This window comes from Bacillus sp. FCW2 (assembly GCF_021228595.1).
GTDB classification, from domain to species: Bacteria; Bacillota; Bacilli; order Bacillales; family Bacillaceae; genus Bacillus; species Bacillus velezensis.
Genome location: NZ_CP089436.1, coordinates 449,031 through 471,364, shown reverse-complemented (window position 1 = coordinate 471,364; position 22,334 = coordinate 449,031). Strand labels below are relative to the sequence as shown.

The following is a 22,334-nucleotide window of genomic DNA, read 5'->3' as shown; positions in this document are numbered from 1 at the left end:
ATGAAACTTTTTTCATCCGTTATTTATTAATTGTGAATATACACTTCGGAAAATGGACAAAAAAATAACCCCGCCTAAAAAGACGAGGTCACTTCAGTCACACTTACGTTCATTATCGACTCTATTTTATTCTAATTACGGGTCACACTGCGCTGTGACTCGGTCACATTTCCGTCTAAAACTGACGCTAAATGTTCGGGTTTTACCGTGACCTCACTCCGTTTCACACTTCGTATCACAACCAGGGGTATTTAGGTTATATTCCGAGACCGTACTCCGTCTGAAAATTAACGGTTGTCAATCGTCTCCGGGTACATATCATGATTCTTCATCCGATGTTCGGCCATTTTTTCATATTTTGTTCCCGGTCTGCCGTAGTTTGTATACGGGTCAATGGAGATTCCGCCTCTAGGCGTGAATTTGCCCCATACTTCAATGCAGCGGGGGTTCATTAATTCGATCAAGTCATTCATGATGATGTTCATGCAATCCTCGTGGAAGAAAAGGCAGGTCAAAGTCTTGTCCCATAAGTACTTGCTCTAGACATTAATCATGAAGTCACACCAATTTCACACCTTACCAAACGATTGATTTTAACCTTTTTTGGGGACTATTTGTAATCTCTACGAAGTGAAATTATACCTGTGCTAGCCCGCCATCTACGAACAATTCAACACCCGTCAAGTAACTGCTTTCGTCTGAAGCAAGGAAAGATACAGCGTTTGCTACTTCTTCAGGTGTCCCAACTTTTCCAGCTGGAACAGTATTTCTGCTATTTTCCATTACTTCTTCAAGTGCATCACCAAAAAGCTCATCGTAGGCAGGTGTAAGAATACCTCCTGGACTAACCACATTTACACGGATTTCAGTACCTTTTAGGTCAAGAATCCAGTTGCGAACCAGTGCTCTTAATGCTGCTTTAGATGCTCCATATACACTAAACGCTGGGTTGCCAATTGATCCAGCAGTAGAGCCCGTTACAATAATAGAACCTACTTTGTCCGGGAATAGTGATAACGCTTTTTGAACAGTAAAGATGGTTCCTTTAACGTTAATGTCGAACGTTCTATCAACCTGCTCTTCAGTAATTTCACCTAATGGAAGGAAGTTGCCGATGCCTGCATTAGCAAAAAGAATGTCCAACTTACCTTTTTCCTGCTTTATCATGTCATATAGTTTGTCTAAGTCTTCAAGCTTAGAAATATCACCTTGAACACCGGTTACGTTCTTGCCAATTTGGTTAACAGCTTTATCAAGTTCGTTTTGTCTACGTCCCGTGATATAAACATATGCACCTTCGTTTACAAATTTTTGTGCTGTAGCAAGACCAATCCCACTTGTTCCACCCGTTACAAGCGCTATTTTACCTTCAAATTTACCCATACTTAACACTCCTTTAGAATTAATATTATTTTATGTCTAGTACCTTTAAGTACTTGAAGAACAACTTATAAGATATAGTATCCTTCAGTAAGCACATTATCGGAAGTACCCACTTTTTTGTGATATAGTAACTAAAAAGTAATAAATGTGGAATGGAGAGCTTTAGACATGAAAAAATTTAGCTGTGGGTTTGAAGTGACAAAGGAAGTTATTGGCGGAAAATGGAAAGGCCTTGTATTATACTTTTTAATGAATGGACCAAAGAGAACGAGTGAATTAAAGCGCATTATCCCAAATATAACTCAGAAAATGCTGATTCAAACACTTAGAGAGCTTGAAGCCAGTGGACTTGTGAGCAGAAAGATGTATAATCAAGTACCGCCGAAGGTTGAATATTCATCCACTGAACTTGGAGAATCTCTTAAACCTATCTTGCAGGAGCTCTGTCAATGGGGAGGCTATTATGCGGAGCAAGAGTATGCAGAAGGTGAATATGAAATTGTACAACCAGAACAACTAAGTTAGGATTGATGTAGCTGCTGAAGTAAATGCTAAACAACTTCAATACCATCACCTAACAGATGAAGAACAGTCAGAAATAAATGAGATATTGATAATAATATTTAATGCCTATGATCTCTAGATAGGCATTTTTTCTTTCGGATAAAAAAGAAAAGACGTACAAATTGTACGCCTTAATCTGCTTCTGTACTATCAATTTTTCACTGCATAAAAGTCACAGTTCAGGTTGCACCAGGTCACACTTTTATTGAGCTTAGTGCGGGTCACACTCCGTATCACACAACGGAATAATTACCGATTATCAATCGTCTCCGGATACATATCATGATTCATCATCCGATGTTCGGCCATTTTTTCATATTTTGTTCCCGGTCTGCCGTAGTTTGTATACGGGTCAATGGAGATTCCGCCTCTTGGCGTGAATTTGCCCCATACTTCGATATAACGCGGATCCATTAATTCGATCAAATCATTCATGATGATGTTCATGCAGTCCTCGTGGAAATCTCCGTGGTTGCGGAAGCTGAAAAGATACAGCTTCAGCGATTTGCTTTCCACCATTTTTTCATCCGGAATATAGCTGATGTAGATAGTTGCGAAGTCCGGCTGTCCCGTTTTCGGGCAAAGCGACGTAAATTCCGGGCAGTTGAATTTAACGAAATAATCACGGTTCACGTGTTTATTCGGAAATGATTCCAAAACCTCCGGCGCATATTCAAATAAATAGTTTGTTCCTTGATTCCCCAGGAGCGTAACTCCTTCTAATTCTGATTCTTTTCTTGTCATATAAATCTCCCTTTCTATTAAACTCCCCGTTTATTGCCCCAAAGCAATGTATGCAGCTGAGGCAGGACTCTGACGAGATTCAGATCCGAATCGGCAGAAACCTTATCAACAAGTGTTTCGTATTTTCCGAGCAGATGTGCGATCAATGCCCGGTCGTCCGTCGTATGGACGTTATCGTTTCCGACCTGAAGGTAAAACGGAATATTCGGATACCGCTTGTGCACGGTTTTCGCGAATTGCAGATCTTCATCATTAAAAATGACGACCTTTAAGCTGACAGCATGCTGTCTATCATTCTCTTGAAGTGAAGTTAAAATGTGGTCAAGCTTTTGAAAGTTCGTTACCATTTTTGAGCTTGGCGGTTTTGGAGAAATTGTCAGGTCATCAATCAGCGTAAACCAATCCTGATAAACGGTCCCTTGAGTTTCAAGCGCTGCACAGATGTTATTTTCCTTCAGCAGTTCAATAAAAGCATCCAGCTGTTTTAACAGGGCCGGGTTGCCGCCTGAGATCGTCACATGAGAAAACGCATCTCCCCCAATGTCCTTAAGCTCCGCAAAAATCTCCTCCGCCGTCATCCAGCGAATATCTTTTTTAGCAGACCCGTCCCAAGTGAAGGCGGAGTCACACCAACTGCAGGAATAATCGCAGCCGGCTGTCCGGACGAACATCGTTTTCTGTCCAATCACCATGCCTTCTCCTTGAATCGTCGGGCCGAAAATTTCTAATACCGGAATTCCTTTAGCCATTCCTATCACCTTTTTTCGGGCGGTATACGCAATAGCTTGTCGGGGTTTCCCTGACAAAAATCTGCACGCAGACCGGCTGATTCTCCAGTGTTTCAAGGTAGGACTGCACCTTATCGTAAATCGTTTTGGCCACGACCTCGGTCGTCGGCAGTGAATATCTGTCATCTTCAGAAAATTCGTCATGGTCATTCAGCAATGTATGGTCATAAGCGCCGTGCACCAATTTCTTCAGCACGCTGAAATTCACGAGAAAGCCTGAATCGTCCAGTTCATCCCCCGCAACTGTAATATTTACTGTATACGTGTGCCCGTGGACTCTGCTGCACGCTCCGGCGCTTTCGCGGGGAATAAAGTGCGCGGCTGAAATGTGCATATCCTTATTCAACTCAAACGAATAAGGATGCTGAACCTGCGGGTAAATTTGAGAAAGCAATTAGTTCCGCTCTCCTTTCATTTTCATATATTCATCATATCCTTTATTGCGGAGCAGGCATGCCGGGCATTCGCCGCATCCGTCTGCAATGATGCCGTTATAGCAAGTCAGTGTGTTATTCTTTACAAAATCAAGCGCGCCGAGCTCATCCGCAAGTTTCCACGTTTCTGCTTTGTTCAGCCACATAAGCGGCGTATGAATGACGAACGGCTTTTCCATCGCCAAGTTGACGGTGACATTGCAGGATTTGACAAACTCGTCACGGCAGTCCGGGTAGCCGCTGAAATCAGTCTCGCAAACACCGGTGATAATGTGGCGCGCGCCGATTTGATACGCAAGAATCGAAGCAAAGGATAAAAATACAAGGTTGCGTCCCGGCACAAAGGTTGTCGGCAGTTCCCCGTCCTTCGCTTCAATTTCGATATCATCTCTTGTCAGCGCATTCGGCGCGAGCTGATTTAAAAGAGACATATCAAGCAAGTGATTTTTGACACCGAGCTTTTCGGCAATCGATTTTGCCACATCGATTTCTTCTTGGTGACGCTGATTATAATGGAATGTAACGGTTTCCACTTCTTCAAAGTTTTGCAAAGCCCATAATAAACAAGTCGTGCTGTCTTGGCCTCCGCTGAACACCACAACTGCTTTTTCTTTTTTCATGTCTTTCTCTCCCTTATCTATCATTCCATAAAAAAAGCGCCTTTTTCGGAGAAGGCGCCCTAAAAAACATAAAAAAACCGTATCCAAGGATACAGCTCGTCCTTAGTTTTTTATAGAGGGTGTAGCTAGAACCTCTCCCGCATCAATACGGATTTTCTTCTTTTTTCACTTTTGCTATCATACCATAATGTTGTTTCCCGTGACAATAAAAAAACAGCCTGAACCCTGTGTCAGGCTGCAAAAGCGGGTTTAAGCCCCGCGTTTTTTCCCCGGAAATACCATCAGCGCAATCCCGATCAGAACAAATAAAGCAGGCCAGAAAACAGAAACCGGAATGATCGGCTGATTCGTCATCATAAAGCAAAGTGCCGTCAAGGTCAGCACCGCAACCGGGATGAGCAGCGCCTTCTCTTTCCCGCCGAACAGCCACAGCTCAAATAAACCGAATGCCGTTGCAAGCAGATAAACAGGCCATGTCACACCGGAGTAGGACCAATTGGTTGCCGTTTCAAAGACAAACAAGATCCCCGTAATCAATAAGATGCCGCCCGGTACGAGAAGTCCCGCGTTTTTGACAGGTTTCGGGCCGAAAATCGGAATGTGAAAAGCGGCGCCCAGCAAAAGAATGAGAGCGGGCCAGCCGCGTTCGCTGATGACTTCATTTGCATTGGTGAATATGCCGAAAATGCCCGCGGCGCACAGAACCGCAGCAGCAGTCAAAAGCCCTCTTTGCCTTCTGCCGAACAGCCAGGCTTCAAACAGGCCGAACGCAACGGCAAAGAGGTAGACAGGAGATGTCACATTTGCGTATGTCCAATCCGTCAGCGTTTCAAACCATAACAAGCCGCCCGTCACAAGCAAAATGCCGCCCGGAATAAGAAGGCCCGATCTTTTTTTCGGCTGCATAAAGGCAGCGGCGTGAAACAAAAGCGCGGCTGCGATGATCAAAAGCGGCCACAGCCCCGGCATCAGCATACCGGCAAAGCATAGTGCTCCCACGGCAGTCAGGATGAAAGCAGGAATCAATACACCTAACTTCCTCCCGCCGAAATACCACAGCTCAAACAGACCGAGAGCAGGCGCCCATATATAAACAGGCCACGTCACGCCTGAATACGTCCATCCCGTTGCCGTTTCAAAACAAAACAGGCAGCCCAGCACAAGAAACATACCGCCCGGAACGAGCAGTCCCGCCTGGTCAGGCGTTTTTTTCGCAAAAATAAATCCCGCGTGAAACCCTGCGGACATTATAATGAAAAGAAACGGCCACGCCGAACCTGCGGATATATATATAACTCCCGCCTTCTGTAAAAAAAACGCAATGCCGATACAAATAAAAATAAATCCCAATAATACACGTCGAGCTTTCATCTCTTACTCCTCCCCATCATTTCCCAATTCATTATACAGAAATGTCAGGAAAAAAGAAGGGGAATTCCCAAAAAATACAGACATTTTCCTTATATCCTTATTTTTCTTTCGGGATTTTTTTGCAAATCAATGCGCCGATAAAAGCGAGGCTCACATACCCAAACACCGGGTAAACGGTGGAAATCAGCTGTCCGTAGCCGATTTGGCTGATAATGAAAGAAAACGCCAAAATGCCGCCGTAAATATATGTACTTTTTATATGAAGAAAACTGTTTAATTGTTTTTCCAATCCGTATAGATTGCCGATGACTGACGTAAACACTTCCCCGAAAATAATAAACAAATAAATGATATGAAGCGAACGCGAATACGAATAGACAACTTGAGCCATCGGAATGTCAAACTCCAGCACATCCGGCAGCACCGATAATGATAAAAAGCTCGCGGCAAGCACCAGTGTCAACAGAACGCCGCCTAAATAAGCCCCCTTTCTGATCACCTTCTCTGAAGACATTTCGTTCGCAAGCGGCACAAGGACGGCTTGGGCGAGCGATAAATTTAACGCGCCGTAAGAGACGGCGGACAAAAGCCAATTCCACTTGTCAGGCCATACCCATTCGTCCGCGTTTCTCGTGCTTGTAAATACAAATGAATCAGCTGTCACGATAAAAGAGAAAGAAATTAAAAGCGGCACAACCAATATATTGACGCCGAACACACCTTTAACACCGCTTGTCATGACGGCAAAGCTCAGTACGATCGTCAGAAGGATCCCCGCTTGTGCGGGCCAGCCAAGCTGTTCATGAAACAGCGCTCCCGCTCCGGACAGCATGACAGAGGTCACTCCCAGCAATATAAACATCATAAACATGTTTACGGCGCGGCCGATGGACTGGCCGAATAAATATGTGTTCAATTCCTGATAAGATGCTGCGTGAATCCGTTTGGAAATGATCATGATTTTGGCGCCTAAATATGTAAACATCAGACCGCTTACCACGATACCGAACAGACCGATCCAGCCAAACTTCAGAAAAAACTCAACGATTTCCCTTCCCGTGGCAAAACCGGCTCCTACAACCGTGCCTACGTATACAAATGCAAGCTGACTTGCAGAACCTTTTGTTTGTCCCATTTCACCCTCCGGCTAAGCGCAGATTTGTCCAGGCCTTTATATATGCTTATGAGACAAGTCGCCTGAAAAGACGAACAAATCGTCCTTCCCCGGAGAAACAGATTCAGCTCTCTCCTCTAAGCAAAAATATTGAAAGAAAAAAAGGGCCGGCGTATACTCTTCATCAAGAAAGGTCAAAGCATTTCATTTCCTTTCTGACTATATTGGTCAAAAATAATCAAACCTCACAAATATCACTTATCATGCTGTAAACATTTATTTTTCGGGGTTTGAAACAAAATACTTGAAAGTCAAAGAAGGTCAGAGTATACTATTAATCAAAGAAGGTCAAAGTTAAGACCTTATTTTCTAATCCGTTTGGTCAAAGATGATCAAACATTTTTCAAGGAGGTTTTGGCAAATGCGTTGTCAACATTGTCAGAAAAACGAGGCGACGATTCGCCTGAACATGCAAGTCAATTCCATTCAAAAACAATTCGTTTTATGTGAAACATGTTATACAGAATTAACCCGAAAACCGTCTATGAGCATGGGGCCGCAATCATTCGGATTCCCGTTTGAGCAAGGTTTCGCTCCCAATCAAAATAAACAGCAGGCCGGCCCTGAAAAAGGCCTGCTCGACGAGCTCGCTCAAAACGTCACAAACGGCGCAAAAGCAGGTCTGATTGACCCTGTAATCGGCCGCGATAATGAAGTGGCGCGCGTAATTGAAATTTTGAACCGCCGGAATAAAAACAATCCGGTGCTGATCGGTGAGCCGGGCGTCGGTAAAACGGCTATTGCAGAAGGCCTCGCGCTTAAAATCGCTGAAGGCGATGTGCCGAACAAATTGAAAAACAAAGAGCTTTACCTGCTTGACGTCGCTTCTCTCGTCGCCAATACAGGGATCAGAGGCCAGTTTGAAGAAAGAATGAAACAATTAATGAACGAATTAAAAGAACGGAAAAACGTCATCTTGTTCATTGATGAGATTCATCTTCTTGTAGGCGCCGGCTCTGCCGAGGGATCAATGGATGCCGGGAACATCCTGAAACCGGCGCTTGCCAGAGGCGAGCTGCAGGTCATCGGGGCGACAACGCTGAAAGAGTACCGCCAGATTGAAAAAGATGCGGCGCTTGAAAGACGCTTCCAGCCCGTCATGGTTCACGAGCCTACAATAGAACAAGCCATCAGCATTCTGGAAGGCATTAAAGATAAATATGAGAAATACCACGGCGTCACATTCAGCAATGAAGCGATAAACGCCTGTGTTACGCTTTCATCCCGTTACATTCAGGACCGCCACCTGCCGGATAAAGCGATCGACTTATTAGATGAAGCCGGCTCTAAGGCGAACCTGGAGCTTGATACCGTAAATGAAGAAGATGCGGCTGAGAGACTCAAAGCAATTGACGCGGAGAAAACAAAAGCGCTTCATGAAGAAAATTATGAGCTTGCCGCGAAACTGCGTGATGAAGAAGCGGCGTTGGAAAAGCAGCTGGCGCATGAAACACCGGCCTCTTCACCTGAAATCGGGGCGGAGCATATTCAAGCCATCATTGAACAGAAAACAGGCATTCCGGTCGGAAAACTCCAGGCTGATGAACAAGTCAAAATGAAGGAACTTGAAGAGCATCTTCATCAGCGCGTCATCGGTCAGGAAAAAGCCGTGAAAAAAGTGGCGAAAGCGGTCAGACGAAGCCGCGCCGGCTTAAAATCCAAAAACAGACCTGTCGGCTCCTTCCTCTTTGTCGGACCGACCGGAGTCGGAAAAACCGAGTTATCAAAGACACTCGCAGATGAACTGTTCGGTACAAAAGATTCCATTATCCGTCTCGATATGAGTGAATACATGGAAAAACACGCCGTATCAAAAATCATCGGTTCACCGCCGGGATATGTCGGACACGATGAAGCCGGTCAATTAACGGAAAAAGTGCGCCGCAATCCGTACAGCATCGTGCTGCTCGATGAGATTGAAAAAGCCCACCCTGATGTCCAGCATATGTTTCTGCAGATTATGGAGGACGGCCGTCTGACAGACAGCCAGGGCAGAACGGTCAGCTTCAAAGATACCGTTTTGATTATGACAAGCAACGCTGGAACCGGCGAAAAACAGGTGAAAGTCGGATTCCAATCTGAAGAGAGCGTCCTGGAAGAACAAACGCTGATTGATTCACTGAGCGCGTTCTTCAAACCGGAGTTTTTAAACCGGTTTGACAGCATTATTGAATTCCAATCCCTGAAAAAAGAACATCTCGTGAAAATCGTCAGCCTGCTTCTCACAGAGCTTGAAGACACATTAAAAGAGCGCGGCATCAGCCTGAGCGTCACCGATGATGCGAAAGAAAAAATCGCTGAAATCGGCTACCACCCCGCTTTCGGAGCACGCCCGCTCAGAAGAACCATCCAAGAATTGATCGAGGACGAAATGACAGATCTCTTATTGGATGACAACGAAATAAAAGCCTTCCATGTCGTAATGGAAGAGGACGGCATCAAAGTCCGGGCACAATAAGAAAAAAGCGGTCCCCTCCTTTCGGGGAGCCGCTTTTTTGTTTCTTTCTCCATGCCGGAAGGGAGAAACTGTGAAGAATTCGGGAACAATTTCTCAATCACCCTAAAGTTCCATGCACTGCCACCGATATTAACCATAGAAAGCTAGTATAAAGGATTTGGTGAAAACTATGGATAAAACATCGATTATCGGTATCATCCTCGCCTTGATTGCTTTAAGCGTGGGCATGGTGCTGAAAGGGGTCAGCTTAAGCGCACTCGCTAACCCGGCAGCTATTCTGATTATTTTGTTCGGTACGATTTCTGCGGTGATCATCGCATTCCCCGGAAAAGAAATCAAAAAAGTGCCTGCCCTTTTTAAAGTGCTGTTTAAAGAAAACAAACAGCTGACAATTGCGCAATTAATTCCTATGTTCTCTCAATGGGCGCAAATCGCCAGACGTGAAGGTCTGCTCGCATTGGAAGCAAGCATTGAAGACGTGGATGACGCATTTTTGAAAAACGGCCTGAGCATGGCGGTTGACGGACAAAGCGCAGAATTTATCAGAGATATTATGACTGAGGAAGTTGAAGCGATGGAAGACAGACACCAGGCCGGCGCAGCCATCTTTACACAAGCCGGCACATATGCGCCGACACTCGGCGTTTTGGGTGCGGTCATCGGCCTTATCGCCGCTCTTTCCAACATGAACAACACCGAGGCGCTCGGACATGCCATCAGTGCGGCGTTTGTCGCCACCCTTCTCGGGATTTTCACAGGATATGTACTATGGCATCCCTTCGCCAACAAACTGAAACGCAAATCAAAGCAGGAAGTCAAACTGCGTGAAATCATGATCGAAGGCGTTCTGTCAGTGCTTGAAGGACAGGCTCCGAAAGTGATCGAACAAAAACTTCTCATGTATCTTCCTGCGAATGAACGCGCAAAAGTCGCTGAACAAGAAGGAGAGGCAAACAATGGCGAGAAAAAAGAAGAAGAAGCATGATGACGAGCATGTGGATGAGTCTTGGCTGATCCCGTACGCGGATTTGCTCACCCTTCTTTTGGCTCTGTTCATTGTATTGTTCGCCATGAGCTCGGTCGATGCGGCGAAATTCCAAATGCTGTCTAAATCATTTAACGCCGTGTTTACCGGAGGCACGGGTGTTCTTGAATATTCAAGCCTCACCCCTCCTGAAAACGAAAAAGACGGCGTTGATCAGTTAAAAAAAGACAAGGAAAAAGATAAAGAACAGAAAAAGAAAGAAAGAGAAGCAGCCGACCGCGAAGAACTTGAAGGCGTGCAAAAGCAAGTCAATCAATTTATAAAAAATAAAAAGCTTGAAACTCAGCTTGAAACAAAGCTGACTAAAGAAGGACTCTTAATTACGATTAAAGACAGTATCTTTTTTGATTCCGGACGGGCGGATATCCGTCAGGAAGATATTCCGCTTGCCAAGGAAATCTCGAATCTCCTTGTGCTGAATCCGCCGAGGAACATTATCATCAGCGGACATACGGACAATGTACCGATTAAAAACTCACAATATCAATCTAACTGGCATTTAAGCGTCATGCGGGCCGTCAACTTCATGGCTATTCTGACAGAAAACCCGAAACTTGACGCAAAAGTTTTCAGCGCCAAAGGTTTCGGAGAGTATAAACCGGCCGTGTCGAACAAAACCGCTGAAGGGCGCAGCAAAAACAGGCGCGTCGAGGTATTGATACAGCCTAGAAACGCCGCGACTGACCAAAATCAGTAATATAAAAAAGGAAGCCTTTCAAATGGCTTCCTTTTTTATTTCTGATGAAAATGTTTAGCGTTTAATCCCACTCTTTTCAGCATTTCCGTACACATTTCTATCTCTTCATCACTCAGCACACTGATCATTTCTTTAATTTCTTCAGCATGATCAGGGAAAATATCGTCCAAAAGACGGATTCCCTTTTCGGAAATCTGTGCGAAAGTCACTCTTCTGTCAGTCGGCGAAGCTTTTCTGATGAGAAGTTCTTTTTTCTCTAATTTGTCAACAACGTATGTAATACTTCCGCTCGCTAATAAAATTTTGTCGCCGATCTGCTGAAGCGGCTGGTTGCCTTTGTGGTACAGCAGCTCAAGCACCGCAAATTCCGTCGGGTTCAGGCCGTGCTTATGAATATGTTTATTCATATGGTCGTTAATAGATCGGTACGCACGTGACAGTACAATAAATAATTTCAATGAGTTTTCTGTTTTATCCGTCATACATTCAATCATCCTTTTACAAAAGAAACCGTTACAGAGAAACATTAATAAACAAAATGAAAAATGTCAACAAAAATGTTTCCAAAATTTCTCTTCTTTTTGTCTGACCTTAATAAAATAATTTGTTTTTCTATCATTTTGGTTATTTTTTCTTATTAAAGAAGTATAAAAATGATATAATACCTCTATTCAAGTGTAATGTTGGAGCGATGCAGAGTGAATACATTTAAAGGTGCCCGGGGAAAGATCAAGCTTTATCTCATATTGGTGATCATCCCGGCACTTATTATCAGCTTTTTCATTTATGAAAAAGAAAAGCAGAAAATAGCCGATAAACACATACAGGAAGCCAGTATGATGCTCAACCTTCACCGCAATAAGCTCAATTATTTAATCGGTGAAACAAAAGCCCGGATGACAACACTTGCGATCGCTGTCGATAAGCCTGTCAATGAAGAAAAGATCATTGACATTCTCGATCAGGCTTTTGAGGATGAACCCAGATTCAGCGGTCTGTATATGCTGAATTCCAAAGGTGATGTCATCGCAAGCACAACTGATCTGAAATCAAAGGTGAATTTGGCCGACAGACCGTATTTTACGAAGGCGAAAAAGACGAAAAAAACGGTCATCACAAATGACTACTCCAGCAGAATTACAGGCCAGCGCATCTTCACGATCTGCGTGCCGGTGTTAGACGCAAAACGGGAAGTCACGGATTATTTAGTAGCCGCCATACAAGTCGATTATTTGAGAAATATGATCAATATGCTGAGCCCTGACGTTTATGTCAAGGCAACCAATCAGAATAAAGTGATATTTGCCAGCGGACGGGCTGATCAATCAGAAGGTGTGAAACCGGTCAGCGGCTATCTGGATGATATTAATTGGAATATCAATGTTTATCCGAAACCGGTTGAGCTGAATGAGCTGACCAAAAGCGTGCTGCTGCCGATGTCCAGTATTGCCGTGCTGCTGAATATTCTGTTCATCCTCGTTCAATATTATCTGCTTAAGCGCAAGACCCAGCTGGAGCGCGCTCAAAATGAAGCGCAGAAATTGGAGCTGATCGGAACGCTTGCCGCCAGCACCGCCCATGAAATACGCAACCCGCTTACAGGGATCAGCGGCTTCATTCAGCTTTTGCAGAAAAAATACAAATCGGAGGAAGATCAGCTGTATTTCTCAATTATTGAGCAGGAGATTAAACGGATCAATCAGATTGTCAGTGAGTTTTTAGTGCTTGGAAAACCCACTGCTGAACGGTTGGAAGTGAACTCGCTGCAGGATATTCTTGATGAGATTATGCCGATTATTTATTCTGAAGGGAATCTGTATAATGTGGAAGTGAATGTGGAGATTCTCGTCAATCGGCCGCTCAAGGTCAACTGCACGAAAGACCATATTAAACAGGTGATTTTAAATGTCGCGAAAAACGCGCTGGAATCCATGCAGGAAGGCGGCCGGCTGTCCATCTATTTAGAAGCCCGCGATCATAAAGCAGTCATTAAGGTGGCCGACAACGGAATGGGCATTTCTGAAGATATGCTTGAGCACATTTTTCTTCCGTTTGTAACGTCAAAGGAAAAAGGCACCGGCCTCGGCCTTGTCGTATGTAAACGAATCATGCTGATGTACGGCGGTTCGATTGACATTCAAAGCGAAGTCGATAAGGGCACAGAGGTCACCATTGCCCTCCCTGCCGCTTCTCGATGAAAAAAACACCCTGGATCGGGGTGTTTTTTATTTAAAGAAGAATATGTGTAAGAGGATATACCAGAGGAACGGCATCATAGCCGGCAGATAGTACGAGGCGCTTCGTGAGCCGTGCCAGCGGAAAAATCTGCTGACTGTACGCGGTCATCTTTCGGATGCGGCGCTTGATCAGGAAGCGCATTCAGTCTTCGTTATCTGTTTTATCATCAATCATTTGTTTGCTTCATATGCAGGCATGACGTCACCGCGGGAGAACAAGCCTATTTTCTTCACAAGGCCCTGTATTCCTTGGTGATGTGTACGATCACGGTTTACCAGCTGCTGATACGCGTTCATCAGACAGTCCAGTTCCTGGCTGTGCCTGATCGTGTCATATCCTGTAAACCCTTGCCTGTTAGCTGCATCTATCATCATTTTTCTTTTTTTATCAATAGATACAAGCAATTTTTCTTGTTCAGAATAACTGCCCATTCACTTCACCCCTCACCGCTAAAAGAATAGGAAACAAGTTTGATTGGGTTATTGAGCATTATTACAGATTATACTTTATTTGTAAACATTTTTTTACTAAATAACTTATTTTTTCATTTCATATTGGAATCTTTAGCATGAATACGAGAATAATACCCATTCGGGTAATGATATAAACAGAATGCGGCATATTCAGGAATTAAAAAACAGACACAGCTGACTTTATATTACAATAAAAAACCTCTCATGCCGGCGGGGCATGAGAGGTTCGGACGTCTATCAGTTTTGCACACTTTCATTTTCGTAAATCGGCACCCAGCCCTCAGTCGTCACAAAGATTCGGATTGCGACGACCCGGCGGTCTTCCTGAAGCGTAAAGTAGTGGCGGATGTTCTCCGGAACTGAAATCAAATCTCCCGGATTTAAACGGACGTCGAAAAATGTGCCGTCTTTGCCTTGAATGACGAAGATGCCGTGTCCGCTGACGATAAAGCGGACTTCATCATCCGTGTGGTGATGTTCTCTTTGGAAATTTTTTAATAATTCATCAAGATTCGGCGTGGTATCTGATAAAGAAATAACATCCTGAGACTGATATCCGCGCCGGGCTGAAATGTCCTGAATCTCCGTGTCAAACGCCGTGAGAATCCGTTCTTTTTCATCTTCGGTTAGATCGTATTTTTCCGAAAGCTCAGACGGAAGTTTTTCAATGTTCCACTGCTCATAGATCACCTCTTGTTCGTCTAAGAAGCGCGCTACTTCTTCCTGATGTTCAATGATCGTATTCTTATCGTCATGAATTCTGATGGTCGCCATTTTCTATTCCTCCTTTTATTTTACCAGCTGCGGACGAAGTGACAGAAGCTTGAGGTGACAGCTGAATAAAAATTCATAGGCTTCCAGCACTCTTTTCGCTTCAAATGCGGTACGTCCCCATGCCGTAATGCCGTGATTGCGGATTAACACCGCGCCTGAGCCGGCGTCCGCATGGTGCGCGAAATTTTCGGCCAATGCCGGGATGTGCGCCGGATTGTCAATGATCGGAACGGTCACGGACGCGTTTTCCTCCCATAATCCGAGCGCCTTAATCATCTCCTGCCCCTGAAAAGTGATTTGTTTTTCATCCCCGTAAAGCTCTGAGATGACATTATTATTGACGGTATGGACATGCAGACAGCAGCCGGCGTCTGTCTTTTGGTATAAGTAAGTATGGAGAAGCGTTTCCGCTGAAGGTTTTAAAGAATGGCCTGTCTCAGCGGGCTTCCCGTATTCATCGATTAAGAGAAAATCTTCGTCTGTTTCTTTTCGTTTGTCTTTTCCGCTCGCCGTAACGAGAAAAGTCAGCGGCCCGTCAGATACTTTGATGGAAAGATTCCCGCTCGTTCCCGGGAACCAGTCTCTTTCGGCCAGCTCGCGTTTTACCTCGGCAAGTTCGCGCCAGCGTTCTTCTTTTGCAGCCATGCCTGCACCTCCCCGATGTTTTCAATGCCTGTTTTCACCTCATGAAAATCTTGAAAAGGCAGATGCCGGAGGCCGAGTTCTTTGCATTCAGTCAAAAGATAATCTCTCGCAAAGCACATATCGGATAACTTTGCAGCCTCGACATCCGTGACCGAATCACCGATCATAACGAGAAATTTCTGCTGATCGGATAGCTTCCGGATGACTGACGGTTTGCAGCAGCCGCATTGATTGGTACAGGCTCCGTCACAGGCGTGCGGCCAGTCTATATGAATATATTCATTGTCAAAGGATGCATGATTGCAGAAAATCCGCTCCTTTTCTACGATCCCTTCCAAAAGCGGATGCACAAAAAAGTCCATTCCCCCGCTTACGATATAAAACGGGAGATCGTTTGAGCGAACAAACGAGACAAAAGCCAAAAAGCCGTCCCGTATTTTCGCATCCTTCAGGATAAAGCCGGTCAGTTCTTCTTTTAAGCTGCTCGGCAGCAGTCCGAACATCCGGCCGACTCCTTCTTGGATTGATATGCTTTTTGACAGAACACCGTCTTTTAATTCAAGCCACTCAGGAGGCGCGAATTCTTTCATCATGCTGACAATGTTGTCGTTCATGGTGACCGTTCCGTCGAAATCACAAATAATCAGCGGTGTGCGGGTCATACGGCTTCCACCCTTCCCCATTTGTCTAATGCGAGCTGAAGATCTTTGCACGACGCGGCTTTTTCTTCAATCGGCTGCGCTTCAAGCACCGCATCAATGACGGCGCGGAACGCTTTTCCGCCGCCCTCGGCTCCTTTCGGGTGGCCGTGAATGCCTCCGCCGGCATTGATGATGTGATCGATGCCGAAATCGCGCATCAATAATGGCACCATACCGGGGTGAATGCCTGCTGACGGGACGGCAAACGACGGATGAAAGACATCGTCTTTTACACATTCATCATGGATTGCAAGCGCGGACTCCTTCGGAAGAGCAACGGTTCCGTAAGGTGACGGAAATAAGCTGAAATCAGCGCCGCAATAGCGGTTCAGCTTGCCGAGCAAAAGCGCATGCGACAAGCCGTAAACGGGAGATGATGTGAACGCGCCGCTGACTGCCGGATGCGCCATGATTGGAAGCGGGATTTCCCTGTCTTCAGCAAGGCTCTGCATCACATCTAAACCGTAAGCGAACACATTCAATAAAAGCGCGTCCGCCCCGAGTTCTGCCGCGCGCCTCGCTTTATCCCGCAATTCAGCGGTCCTTCCCGTAAGGTTTACGGCATACAGCGTTTTATGCCCCGTCTCCTCCCGGGTTTCCTTCAGGACTTGTTTTCCTTCGATAATGCGGGTTTCAAACGGAGCCAGTTCATTTTCAAAGAAAATTTCGTCATCTTTAATAAGATCCACGCCGCCGAGCGCCTGCTGTCTGAGCTGTTCTTTAATGTCGGCGAGATCCCGTCCGATCACGCCTTTAAATATGCTCATCAGAAGCGGTCTTTCAAATTCGCCCAGCAGTTTGCGGATGCCGTATATACCGAATTTCGGCCCGGGAAGGGAGCGTTTAAACCCTTCGGAAAATTCAAGATCAGTCAATTTTATTTTTCCGTCCAGTGACAGCTTTCCGAATACCGTCGTCAGGACGGCCGGAATATCTCTTGAAAAGTTCGCCTCGGGATAGGCGATGGTGATGACGGATTGTGTTTCGTTTTCTGAGGTTCCTTCTTTCTCCTCAACTTTTACGACCCGCCCTTTATGTTTTCTGAGCTGTTCCTGCTTCACCAGGGGCAGGTCAGTCCAGGAGCCTACCGTCAGCCCCGCCGCAATCTGTTCCGCCCGCTTTTCACTGTCCGTTGTGTCTGTCAGAAGATATGTTGCCAATACTTCGCTCATGCGTGAACGCCTCTCTTTCTTTCGCAAAACATAAAAAAACCTCTTCCGTATGAGCAGAAAGAGGCTTCGTGTTATGTCCGAATCTTATCTCTCAGCTCCTGCTGCAAGAATTAGCACCGTGCTTTATCAGTCGGTTGCCGGGCTTCATCGGGCTCGTCCCTCTGCCTGCTCTTGATAAGAATAATGATTTTATAAAGTATTTTGAATTATCGCATTGTTATCCTGATATGTCAATGCTTTTTCGGGTGAAAAGATTCAGTTTCCCGATCCGTTCCGCAGCTTCTTTAAGTCTTTCTTCACTTGTCAGAAGACCGACTCTTATATAGCCTTCCCCCCATTTTCCGAACCCGTTTCCGGCAGCGACCGCGACATCCGCTTTCTCGAGCAACAGGTCTGAAAACGACTGTGACGTATAACCGTCAGGCACAGGGAGCCATGCAAAAAAGGAGCCCGCCGGAGCCGTCACATCCCAGCCGATATCGCGGCAGGCTTCAATCCATGCATTGCGTCTCGATTCATATCTGTCATTTTGCGCTGCGACGCATGCCTGATCCGCTAAAAGAGCGGCTGCCGCCGCCTGCTGCGCCGCGGGAAACAAACTGACAAACATATGATCCTGATAAAGGTTGATCGCTTCGATGACAGAAGCGTTTCCGACGGCAAATCCGACCCGCCAGCCCGCCATATTATAGGTTTTAGACAAGGTATAGATTTCGATTCCCGTCTCTTTTGCGCCTTCGGTCTGCAAAAAGCTCAGCGGTTTATGCCCGTCAAAGCCGACGGCTCCGTACGCGAAATCATGAACGACACAAATGCCGTTTTGCTCCGCAAAACCGACCGTCTCCTCGAAAAACGCCTCTGTCGCCACAGCGCCGGTCGGATTATTCGGATAATTGAGATACAGCAGCTTCGCCTCGCTCCGCACCTTTTCAGGAATTACGCTGTAATCAGGGAGAAACCCTCTTTCCTCCGTCAGCGGCATCATTTCCATTTTCGCTTTCGCAAGAGCGACGCCTGACCAGTAATCAGGATATCCGGGATCAGGCACCAGAATGGTATCTCCAGGGTTTAAAAGACATTGCGGAAGCTCAACAAGTCCCGCCTTGCCTCCGAACAGCACGGCGACTTCCGTTTCCGGATCAAGCGTGACCCCGTACTCCCTTTCATAAAATGCAGCGGCTGCTTTTTTGAAGCTGTAAGCGCCCCGGAATGATGAGTATTTATGATTTTCCGGCCTTTCGACGGCGCGCTTCATTTCTTCAACGATATGCTGAGGCGTCGGCTGATCAGGGTTTCCCTGCCCTAAATTGATGACGTCTCTGCCTTCTTTCAGCTTTTGATTCACTTTTTGCACCAATGATGCGAAAAATTGTTCCGGCAGCTGTTTGAGTACATCTGAGATTTCAAAGTTCATATTTTCACCTTCTAAAAATGTCTTGAAATGATAGTCCATCATCATATATGGTTAAATAAAAAAAGTAAAGAGAAACTTGAGGTGTTAAAAAATGAAATGGACCGTTTCCTGTTTGCAATTTGATATTTCATACGGAAATCCTTCAGAAAACTTTAAAAAAACAGAATCTTTGATTGAGCAAGAAAGCCGCCATGCGGATGTAATCGTGCTTCCTGAGTTGTGGACGACCGGCTATGATCTCACACGGCTAGATCAGCTGGCGGATGAAAACGGCAAAGTTTCGGAACAATGGCTTAAAGAAACGGCAAAAACATACAACGTACACCTCGTTGCCGGATCTTTTGCGGTCAAAGAAGGCGAAAATGTCTATAACACCATGTACATCGCCGATAACAGCGGACAGATCGTGAAGCGGTATCAGAAAGCACATCTGTTTCAGCTGATGGATGAACACCTTTACTTGTCAGCAGGAAACAGTGACGGTTCCTTTGAGCTTGACGGTGTCAAGTGCGCCGGGCTGATCTGCTATGATATCCGTTTCCCCGAATGGATCAGAAAGCATACGTCCCAGGGCGCGAATGTCCTGTTTATCTCTGCTGAATGGCCTCTGCCCCGCCTTGATCATTGGCGAAGCCTGCTTATCGCCAGAGCAATTGAAAACCAATGTTTTGTCGCAGCCTCTAACTGCACGGGGTCCAATCCCGATAATGAATTTGCCGGCCACAGCCTGATTATTGACCCGTGGGGCCGAATTTTAGCCGAAGGAGACCGGACGGAAGGCGCAGTCCGGGCGGAAATTGATGTGTCAGAAAGCGCGGACGTGCGGGGAACCATTCCGGTTTTCCAAGACTTGCGGCGTGATTTATATTAATTTTCAAAAAAACGTTGACAAGAATATCCGGCACCTGCTAATATTTTCATCAACTGATTAATCCGAATTGTGATACAAATCAATATATTTTTCTCTTATCGAGAGTTGGGCGAGGGATTGGCCTTTTGACCCCAACAGCAACCGACCGTAATTCCATTGTGAAATGGGGCGCGTACATTTTGCGCCGAGACGATTGTCTCATAAGGCACGGTGCTAATTCCATCAGATGTTATCTGAGAGATAAGAGGCGGACTGCACTGTTTCAGCCTCCTTCTCTTTCAGAGAAGGAGGCTTTTTTTCGGGCGTATTCTCCGTCACGATCTCTTACTGCCACTACATAATTGGAGGGTAAATCCATGTCAGCAACTAAAACAAGTCTTTATGAACAATTAACAGAAAGCTCCGCCGCCGCGTTAGCCGTCAAGCTCGGCTTATTCCAAAGCAAAAGCACTCTGACATGCCGTGAAATCGGCGACGGCAATTTAAATTACGTCTTTCATGTTTACGATAAAGAAAACAAAAAAGGACTGATTATTAAACAGGCAATCCCTTACGCGAAAGTCGTCGGTGAAAGCTGGCCGCTTACCATTGACCGGGCGAGAATCGAAAGCAGCGCCCTCATCCGCCAGGGCGAACACGTGCCGCACCTCGTTCCGGCCGTTTACTATTCCGATACTGAAATGGCCGTCACGGTAATGGAAGATCTCTCCCATTTGCGGATTTCAAGAAAAGGGCTGCTGGAAGGGCAGCATTATCCGAACTTATCGGTTCATATCGGTGAATTTTTAGGGAAGACGCTTTTTTACTCATCCGATTATGTGCTTGATGCGAAAGTAAAGCAGCAGCTCGCAAAGCAGTTTACAAATCCTGAGCTTTGCAATATTACAGAAAGGCTTGTGTTTACAGAACCGTTTCTCGACCATGAGACAAACGATTTTGAAGAGGAGCTGCGCCCATACGCAGAAAAAGTTTGGAACAATTCCCGGCTGAAAGAAGGCGCTGACGAATTGAAAGCCATCTTTCTGAATTCCGCGGAAACATTGGTTCACGGCGATCTGCACACGGGAAGCATCTTCGCCGATGAACATGAAACAAAGGTGATTGATCCCGAGTTTGCTTTCTTCGGACCGATCGGGTTTGACATCGGCCAATTTATCGCCAATCTGCTGTTAAACGCCCTCAGCCGCGACGGTGACGACAGACAGCCGTTATATGACCACACCGCTGCCGTATGGGATACATTTGTGAAAACATTCAGTGAAGCATGGGAGAAAGACTGCTTGCCTTCCCGCAGACACCTGCTGGAAGACACACTGAAAAACGCGTTTGAGGAAGCGGTCGGTTTTGCGGGATGCGAATTGATCCGGCGCACGATCGGACTCGCCCATGTGGCTGACTTAGATGAAATCACTCCGTTTGACAAACGAATCGAACGGAAAAAGCTGGCGCTTGACATCGGCGCCTATTATATCGAAAACAGAAAAGAACTGAAGCATATCACCGAGGTTCTGGACCAATTTAAGCTCCGTGTAAAGGAATGATGCAGCATGACCAATGAATTTGCCATCCCCCGTTCTGTAGAATGGAAAGAAACCTACATCCGCATTTTAAATCAGCAAAAGCTTCCCGACGTCACTGAATATGCGGAACTTGAAACAAAGGAAGATGTATTCGACGCGATTGTCACGCTGAAAGTAAGGGGCGCCCCGGCCATCGGTATAACCGCGGCGTTCGGACTCGCGCTCTCCGCCAAGTCATTTGAAGCCCGCGACCTTTCAGATTTCCGACGTCAATTCGCGGATGTCAAAGCGTATTTAAACAGTTCGAGGCCCACTGCCGTCAACCTTGCGTGGGCGCTTGACAGACTTACGGATTCGATCAGGGATGCGATCTCAATCAATGAAGCGAAGACAACTCTCGTTCATGAAGCCATTCAAATTCAGATTGAGGATGAAGAAACATGCCGAATGATCGGCCAAAATGCTCTGCACCTTTTTAATAAAGGCGACCAGATCATGACCATCTGCAATGCGGGCTCGATTGCCACAAGCCGGTACGGTACGGCGCTTGCTCCCTTTTACTTAGCGAAACAAAAAGACCTCGGCCTTCATATCTACGCATGTGAAACAAGACCCGTTCTTCAAGGATCACGGCTGACGGCGTGGGAGCTGATGCAGGGCGGAATTGATGTCACGCTCATTACGGACAGCATGGCCGCCCATACAATGAAGGAAAAACATATTTCTGCGGTCATTGTCGGCGCTGACAGAATTGCAAAAAACGGTGATACGGCCAACAAAATCGGAACGTACGGCCTCGCTATTTTGGCAAACGCCTTTCAAATTCCGTTTTTTGTGGCCGCACCGCTTTCGACATTTGACTTGCAGATTGAAAACGGCGATCAGATTCCGATTGAAGAAAGAGATCCGGATGAAGTCAGACAGATCTCCGGCATACGCACCGCTCCCGAGGATGTTCCGGTCTTCAATCCGGCCTTTGACATCACACCGGGCAGCCTGATTTCCGGCATAATAACCGAGAAAGGAATTGTGACCGGTTCTTACACGGAAGAAATTGAACAATTATTCGCTGACTGCCAGCTGAGCTGAAAAACCGCTGATGATATTGCCTCAGGCAATGTCAGCGGTTTTTTTGTCTGCACAATGTAATCACTTCATCTTTTTGGGCGGCTGTAATGAGATGCATTTTAAAAAACAGCTCTGCATAACCGGCTATCTTTTGCGGACGGCTCATTTTCATCAGGCTTC

The 22,334-nt window shown here is 45.9% G+C and carries 22 protein-coding genes, 1 pseudogene and 3 riboswitches; of the genes and pseudogenes, 8 read left to right on the top strand and 15 right to left on the bottom strand.

What is annotated here, in order from left to right; all coding sequences use genetic code 11:
• Positions 1–287: 287 nt before the first annotated feature.
• Together K3G25_RS02580 and K3G25_RS02575 are read right to left on the bottom strand one after the other, a co-directional pair.
• Positions 288–500: pseudogene (locus K3G25_RS02580) on the bottom strand (7-cyano-7-deazaguanine reductase); the annotation flags it as partial.
• Between the two features lie 136 nt (positions 501–636).
• Positions 637–1,383, bottom strand: a complete 747-nt coding sequence (locus K3G25_RS02575) for an SDR family NAD(P)-dependent oxidoreductase (RefSeq protein ID WP_182072644.1) — start codon at positions 1,381–1,383, stop codon at positions 637–639.
• Between the two features lie 168 nt (positions 1,384–1,551).
• Here K3G25_RS02575 and K3G25_RS02570 point away from each other — a divergent pair, with 168 nt between their 5' ends.
• Positions 1,552–1,908 carry a winged helix-turn-helix transcriptional regulator gene (locus K3G25_RS02570; RefSeq protein ID WP_003245808.1) on the top strand — a complete coding sequence of 119 codons (357 nt, stop codon included), beginning with the start codon at positions 1,552–1,554 and terminating at the stop codon, positions 1,906–1,908.
• A 288-nt stretch (positions 1,909–2,196) separates the two neighbouring features.
• Here the strand turns inward: K3G25_RS02570 and queF are convergent, their stop codons facing one another.
• From queF to K3G25_RS02540, 6 genes are all read right to left on the bottom strand, one after another.
• Positions 2,197–2,691 carry a preQ(1) synthase gene (gene queF / locus K3G25_RS02565; protein ID WP_003154673.1) on the bottom strand — a complete coding sequence of 165 codons (495 nt, stop codon included), beginning with the start codon at positions 2,689–2,691 and terminating at the stop codon, positions 2,197–2,199.
• A gap of 17 nt (positions 2,692–2,708) precedes the next feature.
• The gene (gene queE / locus K3G25_RS02560; RefSeq protein ID WP_029974820.1) at positions 2,709–3,440 is read right to left on the bottom strand and encodes a 7-carboxy-7-deazaguanine synthase QueE; all 732 of its coding nucleotides are present in this window, start codon (positions 3,438–3,440) and stop codon (positions 2,709–2,711) included.
• Positions 3,433–3,873, bottom strand: coding sequence for a 6-carboxytetrahydropterin synthase QueD (queD, locus tag K3G25_RS02555; RefSeq protein WP_007611020.1), 441 nt, complete (start codon positions 3,871–3,873; stop codon positions 3,433–3,435). Before queD ends, queE begins: the two co-directional genes overlap by 8 nt.
• Entirely contained in the window at positions 3,874–4,533 is a 660-nt protein-coding gene (queC, locus tag K3G25_RS02550; RefSeq protein ID WP_003154679.1) for a 7-cyano-7-deazaguanine synthase QueC, read from the bottom strand.
• A gap of 96 nt (positions 4,534–4,629) precedes the next feature.
• Positions 4,630–4,674: riboswitch (PreQ1 riboswitch) on the bottom strand.
• A 108-nt stretch (positions 4,675–4,782) separates the two neighbouring features.
• Entirely contained in the window at positions 4,783–5,904 is a 1,122-nt protein-coding gene (locus tag K3G25_RS02545; protein WP_159354079.1) for a hypothetical protein, read from the bottom strand.
• A 97-nt stretch (positions 5,905–6,001) separates the two neighbouring features.
• The gene (locus K3G25_RS02540; RefSeq protein ID WP_205160651.1) at positions 6,002–7,039 is read right to left on the bottom strand and encodes a YkvI family membrane protein; all 1,038 of its coding nucleotides are present in this window, start codon (positions 7,037–7,039) and stop codon (positions 6,002–6,004) included.
• Between the two features lie 400 nt (positions 7,040–7,439).
• Here K3G25_RS02540 and clpE point away from each other — a divergent pair, with 400 nt between their 5' ends.
• From clpE to motB, 3 genes are all read left to right on the top strand, one after another.
• Positions 7,440–9,536, top strand: coding sequence for an ATP-dependent protease ATP-binding subunit ClpE (gene clpE / locus K3G25_RS02535; RefSeq protein WP_017417653.1), 2,097 nt, complete (start codon positions 7,440–7,442; stop codon positions 9,534–9,536).
• 169 nt (positions 9,537–9,705) lie between these two features.
• Positions 9,706–10,521: a flagellar motor stator protein MotA gene (motA, locus tag K3G25_RS02530; protein ID WP_007408461.1), complete on the top strand. Its 816-nt coding sequence runs from the start codon at positions 9,706–9,708 to the stop codon at positions 10,519–10,521.
• Positions 10,493–11,278: a flagellar motor protein MotB gene (gene motB / locus K3G25_RS02525; protein WP_017417652.1), complete on the top strand. Its 786-nt coding sequence runs from the start codon at positions 10,493–10,495 to the stop codon at positions 11,276–11,278. Before motA ends, motB begins: the two co-directional genes overlap by 29 nt.
• A gap of 35 nt (positions 11,279–11,313) precedes the next feature.
• Here the strand turns inward: motB and K3G25_RS02520 are convergent, their stop codons facing one another.
• On the bottom strand, positions 11,314–11,760 hold the full coding sequence (locus K3G25_RS02520) for a MarR family transcriptional regulator MhqR (RefSeq protein ID WP_003154686.1): 447 nt from the start codon (positions 11,758–11,760) through the stop codon (positions 11,314–11,316).
• A 198-nt stretch (positions 11,761–11,958) separates the two neighbouring features.
• Between K3G25_RS02520 and K3G25_RS02515 the strand changes: the two genes are divergently transcribed.
• Positions 11,959–13,476 (top strand): sporulation kinase KinD, encoded by a 1,518-nt coding sequence (locus K3G25_RS02515; protein WP_029974827.1) that lies wholly within the window; start codon positions 11,959–11,961, stop codon positions 13,474–13,476.
• A gap of 210 nt (positions 13,477–13,686) precedes the next feature.
• Here K3G25_RS02515 and K3G25_RS02510 read toward each other — a convergent pair whose 3' ends face one another.
• The 6 genes from K3G25_RS02510 to K3G25_RS02485 all read right to left on the bottom strand — a co-directional run bounded on the left by K3G25_RS02510 (position 13,687) and on the right by K3G25_RS02485 (position 18,695).
• Positions 13,687–13,947: an aspartyl-phosphate phosphatase Spo0E gene (locus K3G25_RS02510; RefSeq protein ID WP_003154690.1), complete on the bottom strand. Its 261-nt coding sequence runs from the start codon at positions 13,945–13,947 to the stop codon at positions 13,687–13,689.
• A 279-nt stretch (positions 13,948–14,226) separates the two neighbouring features.
• Positions 14,227–14,763 carry a 1,2-dihydroxy-3-keto-5-methylthiopentene dioxygenase gene (locus tag K3G25_RS02505; RefSeq protein ID WP_115940842.1) on the bottom strand — a complete coding sequence of 179 codons (537 nt, stop codon included), beginning with the start codon at positions 14,761–14,763 and terminating at the stop codon, positions 14,227–14,229.
• A 15-nt stretch (positions 14,764–14,778) separates the two neighbouring features.
• Positions 14,779–15,408: a methylthioribulose 1-phosphate dehydratase gene (locus tag K3G25_RS02500; protein WP_095061345.1), complete on the bottom strand. Its 630-nt coding sequence runs from the start codon at positions 15,406–15,408 to the stop codon at positions 14,779–14,781.
• A complete protein-coding gene (gene mtnX, locus K3G25_RS02495) occupies positions 15,366–16,070 on the bottom strand; it encodes a 2-hydroxy-3-keto-5-methylthiopentenyl-1-phosphate phosphatase (protein WP_029974832.1) in 705 nt (234 codons plus the stop codon). Before mtnX ends, K3G25_RS02500 begins: the two co-directional genes overlap by 43 nt.
• Complete coding sequence (gene mtnW / locus K3G25_RS02490; RefSeq protein WP_029974834.1) at positions 16,067–17,281, bottom strand: 2,3-diketo-5-methylthiopentyl-1-phosphate enolase; 1,215 nt, start codon at positions 17,279–17,281, stop codon at positions 16,067–16,069. The genes mtnX and mtnW overlap by 4 nt, the downstream gene beginning before the upstream one ends.
• A gap of 81 nt (positions 17,282–17,362) precedes the next feature.
• A riboswitch (SAM riboswitch) is annotated at positions 17,363–17,462 on the bottom strand.
• A 36-nt stretch (positions 17,463–17,498) separates the two neighbouring features.
• Positions 17,499–18,695 carry a pyridoxal phosphate-dependent aminotransferase gene (locus K3G25_RS02485; protein ID WP_014417575.1) on the bottom strand — a complete coding sequence of 399 codons (1,197 nt, stop codon included), beginning with the start codon at positions 18,693–18,695 and terminating at the stop codon, positions 17,499–17,501.
• A gap of 91 nt (positions 18,696–18,786) precedes the next feature.
• On the opposite strand from K3G25_RS02485, the gene K3G25_RS02480 reads away from it, so the two are divergent.
• From K3G25_RS02480 to mtnA, 3 genes are all read left to right on the top strand, one after another.
• Positions 18,787–19,566, top strand: a complete 780-nt coding sequence (locus K3G25_RS02480; RefSeq protein WP_029974836.1) for a carbon-nitrogen family hydrolase — start codon at positions 18,787–18,789, stop codon at positions 19,564–19,566.
• A 92-nt stretch (positions 19,567–19,658) separates the two neighbouring features.
• Positions 19,659–19,813, top strand: a riboswitch (SAM riboswitch).
• A gap of 109 nt (positions 19,814–19,922) precedes the next feature.
• A complete protein-coding gene (gene mtnK / locus K3G25_RS02475; RefSeq protein ID WP_232489568.1) occupies positions 19,923–21,107 on the top strand; it encodes an S-methyl-5-thioribose kinase in 1,185 nt (394 codons plus the stop codon).
• Between the two features lie 6 nt (positions 21,108–21,113).
• Positions 21,114–22,175: an S-methyl-5-thioribose-1-phosphate isomerase gene (mtnA, locus tag K3G25_RS02470; protein WP_017417644.1), complete on the top strand. Its 1,062-nt coding sequence runs from the start codon at positions 21,114–21,116 to the stop codon at positions 22,173–22,175.
• The last annotated feature ends 159 nt before the right edge of the window (positions 22,176–22,334 follow it).

What these genes read in the sequence shown, in the direction of transcription:
- K3G25_RS02515 (WP_029974827.1), top strand. Translation starts at nt 11,959, where the DNA reads ATGTTGGAGCGATGCAGAGTGAATACATTTAAAGGTGCCCGGGGAAAG.
- motB (WP_017417652.1), top strand. Translation starts at nt 10,493, where the DNA reads ATGGCGAGAAAAAAGAAGAAGAAGCATGATGACGAGCATGTGGATGAG.
- K3G25_RS02570 (WP_003245808.1), top strand. Translation starts at nt 1,552, where the DNA reads ATGAAAAAATTTAGCTGTGGGTTTGAAGTGACAAAGGAAGTTATTGGC.
- K3G25_RS02520 (WP_003154686.1), bottom strand. Translation starts at nt 11,760, where the DNA reads ATGACGGATAAAACAGAAAACTCATTGAAATTATTTATTGTACTGTCA.
- K3G25_RS02480 (WP_029974836.1), top strand. Translation starts at nt 18,787, where the DNA reads ATGAAATGGACCGTTTCCTGTTTGCAATTTGATATTTCATACGGAAAT.
- queF (WP_003154673.1), bottom strand. Translation starts at nt 2,691, where the DNA reads ATGACAAGAAAAGAATCAGAATTAGAAGGAGTTACGCTCCTGGGGAAT.
- clpE (WP_017417653.1), top strand. Translation starts at nt 7,440, where the DNA reads ATGCGTTGTCAACATTGTCAGAAAAACGAGGCGACGATTCGCCTGAAC.
- K3G25_RS02485 (WP_014417575.1), bottom strand. Translation starts at nt 18,695, where the DNA reads ATGAACTTTGAAATCTCAGATGTACTCAAACAGCTGCCGGAACAATTT.
- mtnK (WP_232489568.1), top strand. Translation starts at nt 19,923, where the DNA reads ATGTCAGCAACTAAAACAAGTCTTTATGAACAATTAACAGAAAGCTCC.
- K3G25_RS02500 (WP_095061345.1), bottom strand. Translation starts at nt 15,408, where the DNA reads ATGGCTGCAAAAGAAGAACGCTGGCGCGAACTTGCCGAGGTAAAACGC.
- K3G25_RS02505 (WP_115940842.1), bottom strand. Translation starts at nt 14,763, where the DNA reads ATGGCGACCATCAGAATTCATGACGATAAGAATACGATCATTGAACAT.
- motA (WP_007408461.1), top strand. Translation starts at nt 9,706, where the DNA reads ATGGATAAAACATCGATTATCGGTATCATCCTCGCCTTGATTGCTTTA.
- queE (WP_029974820.1), bottom strand. Translation starts at nt 3,440, where the DNA reads ATGGCTAAAGGAATTCCGGTATTAGAAATTTTCGGCCCGACGATTCAA.
- mtnW (WP_029974834.1), bottom strand. Translation starts at nt 17,281, where the DNA reads ATGAGCGAAGTATTGGCAACATATCTTCTGACAGACACAACGGACAGT.
- K3G25_RS02545 (WP_159354079.1), bottom strand. Translation starts at nt 5,904, where the DNA reads ATGAAAGCTCGACGTGTATTATTGGGATTTATTTTTATTTGTATCGGC.
- queC (WP_003154679.1), bottom strand. Translation starts at nt 4,533, where the DNA reads ATGAAAAAAGAAAAAGCAGTTGTGGTGTTCAGCGGAGGCCAAGACAGC.
- mtnA (WP_017417644.1), top strand. Translation starts at nt 21,114, where the DNA reads ATGACCAATGAATTTGCCATCCCCCGTTCTGTAGAATGGAAAGAAACC.
- mtnX (WP_029974832.1), bottom strand. Translation starts at nt 16,070, where the DNA reads ATGACCCGCACACCGCTGATTATTTGTGATTTCGACGGAACGGTCACC.
- K3G25_RS02510 (WP_003154690.1), bottom strand. Translation starts at nt 13,947, where the DNA reads ATGGGCAGTTATTCTGAACAAGAAAAATTGCTTGTATCTATTGATAAA.
- K3G25_RS02540 (WP_205160651.1), bottom strand. Translation starts at nt 7,039, where the DNA reads ATGGGACAAACAAAAGGTTCTGCAAGTCAGCTTGCATTTGTATACGTA.
- K3G25_RS02575 (WP_182072644.1), bottom strand. Translation starts at nt 1,383, where the DNA reads ATGGGTAAATTTGAAGGTAAAATAGCGCTTGTAACGGGTGGAACAAGT.